The sequence below is a fragment of the Fodinibius sp. genome (assembly GCF_041642155.1).
GTDB lineage: Bacteria > Bacteroidota > Rhodothermia > Balneolales > Balneolaceae > Fodinibius.
In genome coordinates, this window is the sequence record NZ_JBEPWZ010000207.1 from 1 (window position 1) to 5,396 (window position 5,396).

A 5,396-nucleotide genomic window follows, 5' to 3' on the forward strand; every position below is an offset into this window, starting at 1 on the left:
ATGCCAACGCTTAATTCCCATCCGAAAAATGCTTATGTTTTGCCTCAAAATTTAAACTTAACCATGATGATTCAATGAGCAGGAATCCTTTATCGGCCAATTTCAGGCTTGGTTTTCTGGGAGCGGGACAGCTGGCACGCATGTCCGCGCTGCAGGCATTTCGCTACGGTATACAAGTAGGCGTTTTTTCAGACCGTCCCGAGAACGAGCCTGTCCAGTTTATGACGCCTCATTCACAGACGGGATCTTTCGAATCGGCCGGCGATCTCTCCGCCTTTGCCCGTTCGTGCGATGTACTTACCCTGGAAAACGAGTTTATTGATTCGGAAGTGCTGTCCCGCGCACAGAAAGCAAGCGGAACACCCATCTACCCCTCCCCCCAAACCTTTGCGCTTATTGAAAATAAGCTTATTGAAAAAAAGACTTTCGAACAGGCAGGCATCACCGTGACTCCCTACGCTTTGGTTGAAGGTGAGGAAGACCTGAAGTCATTCGGGGCCGAGCACGGATGGCCCTGTCTGTTAAAGTCATCCAAAGGAGGATATGACGGCTTTGGCAACGAAACCGTTCACGACCTGGAAGAAGCGAGAGCGGCCTTCGCCCGGCTGGGCGGGAACGAGGGACATGATATAATTGCGGAATCTTTTGTCGACTTCACCCATGAACTGGCCGTACAGGTCGCTCGCAACGAAACGGGACACGTCGTCTATCCCTGCTGCGAAACCGTACAGGAGAACCATATCTGTGTAGCTCTTAAAACGCCGGCTCCGGTCGACCCTTCGATTCAGAAAGAAGCCCAACAGATGGCCGTTCAGGCTGCAGAAGCCATTGACGGGAAAGGCCTTTATGCTTTCGAATTTTTTCTGACACATGAGGGTGAACTGCTGCTCAATGAGTCGGCTCCGCGTCCCCATAACTCGGGACATTATACCATCGAGGGCTGCATAACTTCCCAGTTCGAAAATCATGTACGGGCTGTGCTGGGACTCCCCCTCGGATCCGCCGAACTGCGGAAGCCGGCCGTGGCAATGATCAACCTGCTGGGAACCAACAAGCGCTATGCGCAAGTGGATCAGGCACTGGATGCCCTGCGGGCGACTGACGGGCACCTGCACATCTATGGCAAGCTGGATAGCAGACCCGGCCGCAAGATGGCACATTATACACTTCTGGGCGAGGAGTTGGATTCCACGTACGAAGAGGCCCGAATGAAAACACAGGAAATTTCAATTTAATTTTAGAAACAATGAGTGACAATCAACCAGCAAAAGTGGGGGTCATCATGGGAAGCGACAGCGACTGGCCTACCATGAAAGAAGCCTGCAATATCCTGGAAGAATTCGACATCCCCTATGAAAAGAAAGTGGTTTCCGCCCACCGAACCCCCGATATGATGGCCGGCTACGGGAAAGAGGCACGTGGCCGCGGTATCCGGGTCATCATTGCCGGAGCCGGAGGAGCGGCCCATCTGCCCGGCATGACCGCCGCCCATACGACCCTGCCGGTGATTGGGGTCCCCATTAAAACAAGTACCCTGAGCGGTATTGACAGTCTGTACTCGATCGTTCAGATGCCCCCGGGGGTGCCAGTGGCAACGGTAGCTATCGGAAAAGCCGGGAATGCGGCCCTGCTTGCCATACGGATGCTGAGTATGGAAGACGCCCGCCTTGCTGAAAAACTCCGGCAATATCATCGGGAGATGGCGGAAGCATCCAAAGCCAAGACCGAGAACCTGACGTAACATGAATGTACTATAGCGTCCCCGTACCATGGCCTTCTTTAAGCAGGATTTTATTATGCGGCAGGTGCAGCATTTGACACAGCTTACCTGCTTTTTTTATACGCCTGGGTCGTCAGGTAGTATTTTGTCAGTAGGTTTTTCCGCTCCCACTCGGGGATTTCCCCCTCCACCAGGTACTGCAGATACTGCTCGGTCACCTGGGCAAAATGGGCTTCGTGTCCCACTCTATGCTCATCCGGAATCACAACCTGCCAGCCGGCGGACGTCTCGGAAAGGGAAACGCCCGAATATTCCCGGGCAATCTCATCAATAGCGTCCCGGAGCGCGTCTTCATACTCTTCGCCGATATTTTCCGACAGCGGCTCCACGTATAACGTCGGCACGTAGTCCTGCTCCTCGCCCTGGCGAATCACCAGGTTGGCCTTGCTCCCGCGCATGATCGAATAGTGGGTATCGCCCGTCCCTTCCGGGGCCTGGTAGTCCCATTCAACCGATACCTTTCCGTGAACGCCCTTGACCTCAAAAACAAAGGAACCGTTGGCAAAGACCTGTAAATTATCTTCCTCATCCAGATCCTCCTGCAGGTAATCGGGATACGGTTCCATCTGTGTCACTTTTTCAAACTCACCGGGCGTCATTTCGGTGACCCACCGGTCGGCCTGCACCACCTCAACATCCGAAGTGTCAATCCCTTCTCCCGGAAACGTCTCCCAGAGAATCATATCCACCAGATGGGTGGACACATCTACAATAGCCTCACCCTGCTGATCCACATCAAAATACCAGCCCGGACGGATTAACGGCTGACCCGAAACATATTTGAAGAAATGGTGAACACTTTCCTTGGTAATAGCCGGATTCTCCGGAGTCCCTTTCTCCAGGCTGCCAAAAACGTCCGGATACTGAGAAAGCGTGCGCTGCAGGAGAGTGGTGATTTCAAACCGTTCCGTCATGATATCATAGAGGAGGACTCCCTTTTCATCAGCCTGTGACAATGCCTCCCTGAGCATCGGAAAGCGGTCCGGCTTTATGACCATCGGCTTATCCGATAGCACGTTCAATCCCGCATCCACCGATCGTTTGATATACTCTGTTTTCTTGGCGTTGTTACCGGCTAAAACCACCACGTTCCCCGGCTGCTTCTCAATCATTTTCTCAAAAAAATCAGGTCCGCTGTACACCTCCACCACCCAATTGGCAGGGTCCTCCTCCCGGTTGTTATACTGTTCAATCATGTCCAAATGCCGCTCCAGTCCATCGGACCCCTCCGGTGCATAAACGTACGATACGGAATCAACCTGATCGTAACTATACTTTTGTACCAACCCCGCATGGAAATGGCCCGGATCCACCGTCATAAGCTTCACCTCGTTATCCGCGCCGGTAAAGCCGTTTCTGGTCTCACTGTCATTTTCGGAATCAGAATCGGCACACGAATAACAAGCCACTGATAACAACAAGAGTAGTGCACAACTTTTTAAAGAGAACTTTTTCATGGGTTTCATTTTTTAGTTTCAGATACCTGGTTATTTTTCAGTTATATAACCAATGTAATAAACAGGTACTACTATAATCAATGATCAATGATTATCTGTGACTATTATCGGTTTCCAGCCTTCCTGGAGCCTTTTTACATGAATCTTTAATAGATAATACTAAAACTCCCTTCTTTAAAACAACCGGTTGCATAATTTTTTATAATAAAAAGTTCATAATATTGCGCAAAAAAATAGCCGAACACTCTCAAAAACCGAACGTCACAATTTACGATATTGCAAAAGCCCTGGAAGTTTCCCCTTCCACCGTAAGCCGAAGCCTGAAAGAACATCCCACTATCAGCAACAAAACAATTCGGAAAGTCCGGAATCAGGCCGAAAAAATGGGCTACCGGTCGAATATTTTTGCCCAAAACCTGAGGCGTCAAAAAACCAATATCATCGGTGTTATTGTCCCCCGCCGCCCGATCCGCTCTGCCACGTCGAATCGGTGGTAAAGGTGCGCAGCATGGTCCGGAACTGGCGCACAAACCGCCGCTTGTTGTATTTGGGGGCGAACTGCCCGAACTCCAGCAAAAACAGCCGGTCGTTCTGCTCGTCATAGACCGTCAGGTTCGCAAAGGGTCCCCCCATCGCATCCTTGGTCATCCGCCAGGTGCCCAGCGTCTCATGCGCCAGGTAGCCATTCATCCGGAACGATTCGGTTTCCACGGGCCGGCCGTATTCGGTGGTCACATAAGAGCTGTCCCGGCTTCCCCGGATCCATTGCCGGGTCAACGAATCGCGCTTGGCGTTAATCCAGTCGTCATCCAGGAACGAAATATCCTCCACGTCATTTTTCCACCAGGCCCAAAACCAGCGGTCGTTTTCCGGGAGCGGACGGCGCATGGTCAGGAAGTGCTGCTGCTCTCCGTCCTCGCTGTAGGTGGTATCAAGCCCCAGCTGCCAGTCGTGCTGTACCCGGATCTTCCACCCGTGGTTGGCCCGGATGGTGTCGGCCAGGGCCTCCTGCTCGCCCTGCCCGTAGATCTCTTCCTCCCAGCGCTCGAACTCCTTGCGGAGCAGGTTATCCGTCAGCGTCTTCTCGGAGTTATGGATCTGCTCAGCCAGGGCCGAATCGCCGGGGGCCGTCAGGATCATCGTCCACTGATCCTGGTACCACTGGTTCTGCATGGGAAAAGCAAACGACTCGTTACTTCGCACCTGCGCTTCTACTTCGTCACTCAGGAGGGCCCGGATCCACCGCGCCGTGTTGGTGGTGTCGTCAATAGGAGCCGCTATAATCAGGTTTTTGTTTCTTTTGAGCTGCTCCAGCTGGTCGTCGTTCTTAAACTCCCGGAACCGAAGGTCGTACAGGGGTTGTCCCGATGGAAGGGTCAGGATATGCCGGCCGTAGGTCTCGCGGATCGCCTGAGCAGTTTGACTTTCCCATTGGGTGGAATCCATGACTACTACGACTTCTCCGTAACTTCCTCTCGCCTCCTGCCGGTAATCTCCTTCACAGCCCATCCAGGCAGCTGTAATAATTAGCAACACCGTTATTTTTAAAAATACTTTCATAGCTATGCAATCTGTTTTGAAATTAAGACTAACCATACTTTAACGAATGAACAAAAGCAAACACCTCATCCTTCCATCCCTCTCGCGGATACGACTTTCTGATAGTATCGATAAGTGCGCTGCCGACGATAAAACCATCCATATCTGCCGCAATGCGCCGGGCATCTTCATGCGATTTGATGCCGAATCCGACCATTTTGGGATTACGGGTTACATTCTGCTTGACCCGGTCAATAAAACGCTGTACCGATTGGGCCACTTCCTCCCCCTCACGGGCACCGGTTACCCCGGTTACGGACACACAATATACAAAACCCTCTGACAGCGCATCAATTTTACGCATCCGTTCGTCCGGGGTATTGGGAGCTACCAGGTAAACGAGGGGGAGTCCCTGTTCCGTTGCCTTGTCAGCCATTATTCCGGACTCCTCAAGGGGAATATCCGGGATAATAAGACCGTCGACTCCCGCTGTGGCCGCTTCTTCACAAAAGGCGTTGATGCCGTACCGCAACACGGGATTGATATATCCCATTAAGATGATCGGAATATCGGAGTGCTCCCGCACCTGTCGTACCATGTTAAATATTTTGGTCATGGTG

General features: G+C 52.0%; 6 protein-coding genes. 3 read left to right on the forward strand and 3 right to left on the reverse strand.

The window, feature by feature from the left end; genetic code table 11:
* Positions 1-74: 74 nt before the first annotated feature.
* Both purK and purE read left to right on the forward strand, forming a co-directional pair.
* The gene (purK, locus tag ACESLU_RS11105; protein ID WP_372638716.1) at positions 75-1,235 is read left to right on the forward strand and encodes a 5-(carboxyamino)imidazole ribonucleotide synthase; all 1,161 of its coding nucleotides are present in this window, start codon (positions 75-77) and stop codon (positions 1,233-1,235) included.
* A gap of 11 nt (positions 1,236-1,246) precedes the next feature.
* Positions 1,247-1,741: a 5-(carboxyamino)imidazole ribonucleotide mutase gene (gene purE, locus ACESLU_RS11110; RefSeq protein ID WP_372638717.1), complete on the forward strand. Its 495-nt coding sequence runs from the start codon at positions 1,247-1,249 to the stop codon at positions 1,739-1,741.
* A gap of 83 nt (positions 1,742-1,824) precedes the next feature.
* Here purE and ACESLU_RS11115 read toward each other — a convergent pair whose 3' ends face one another.
* Entirely contained in the window at positions 1,825-3,237 is a 1,413-nt protein-coding gene (locus tag ACESLU_RS11115; RefSeq protein ID WP_372638718.1) for a putative oxidoreductase C-terminal domain-containing protein, read from the reverse strand.
* 221 nt (positions 3,238-3,458) lie between these two features.
* Here ACESLU_RS11115 and ACESLU_RS11120 point away from each other — a divergent pair, with 221 nt between their 5' ends.
* Positions 3,459-3,734, forward strand: coding sequence for a LacI family DNA-binding transcriptional regulator (locus ACESLU_RS11120; RefSeq protein ID WP_372638719.1), 276 nt, complete (start codon positions 3,459-3,461; stop codon positions 3,732-3,734).
* Here the strand turns inward: ACESLU_RS11120 and ACESLU_RS11125 are convergent.
* A complete protein-coding gene (locus ACESLU_RS11125) occupies positions 3,685-4,797 on the reverse strand; it encodes a DUF4837 family protein (RefSeq protein WP_372638720.1) in 1,113 nt (370 codons plus the stop codon). The genes ACESLU_RS11120 and ACESLU_RS11125 overlap by 50 nt on opposite strands.
* A 28-nt stretch (positions 4,798-4,825) precedes the next feature.
* A partial coding sequence (trpA, locus tag ACESLU_RS11130) for a tryptophan synthase subunit alpha (protein WP_372638721.1) occupies positions 4,826-5,396 on the reverse strand: 571 nt, incomplete at its 5' end.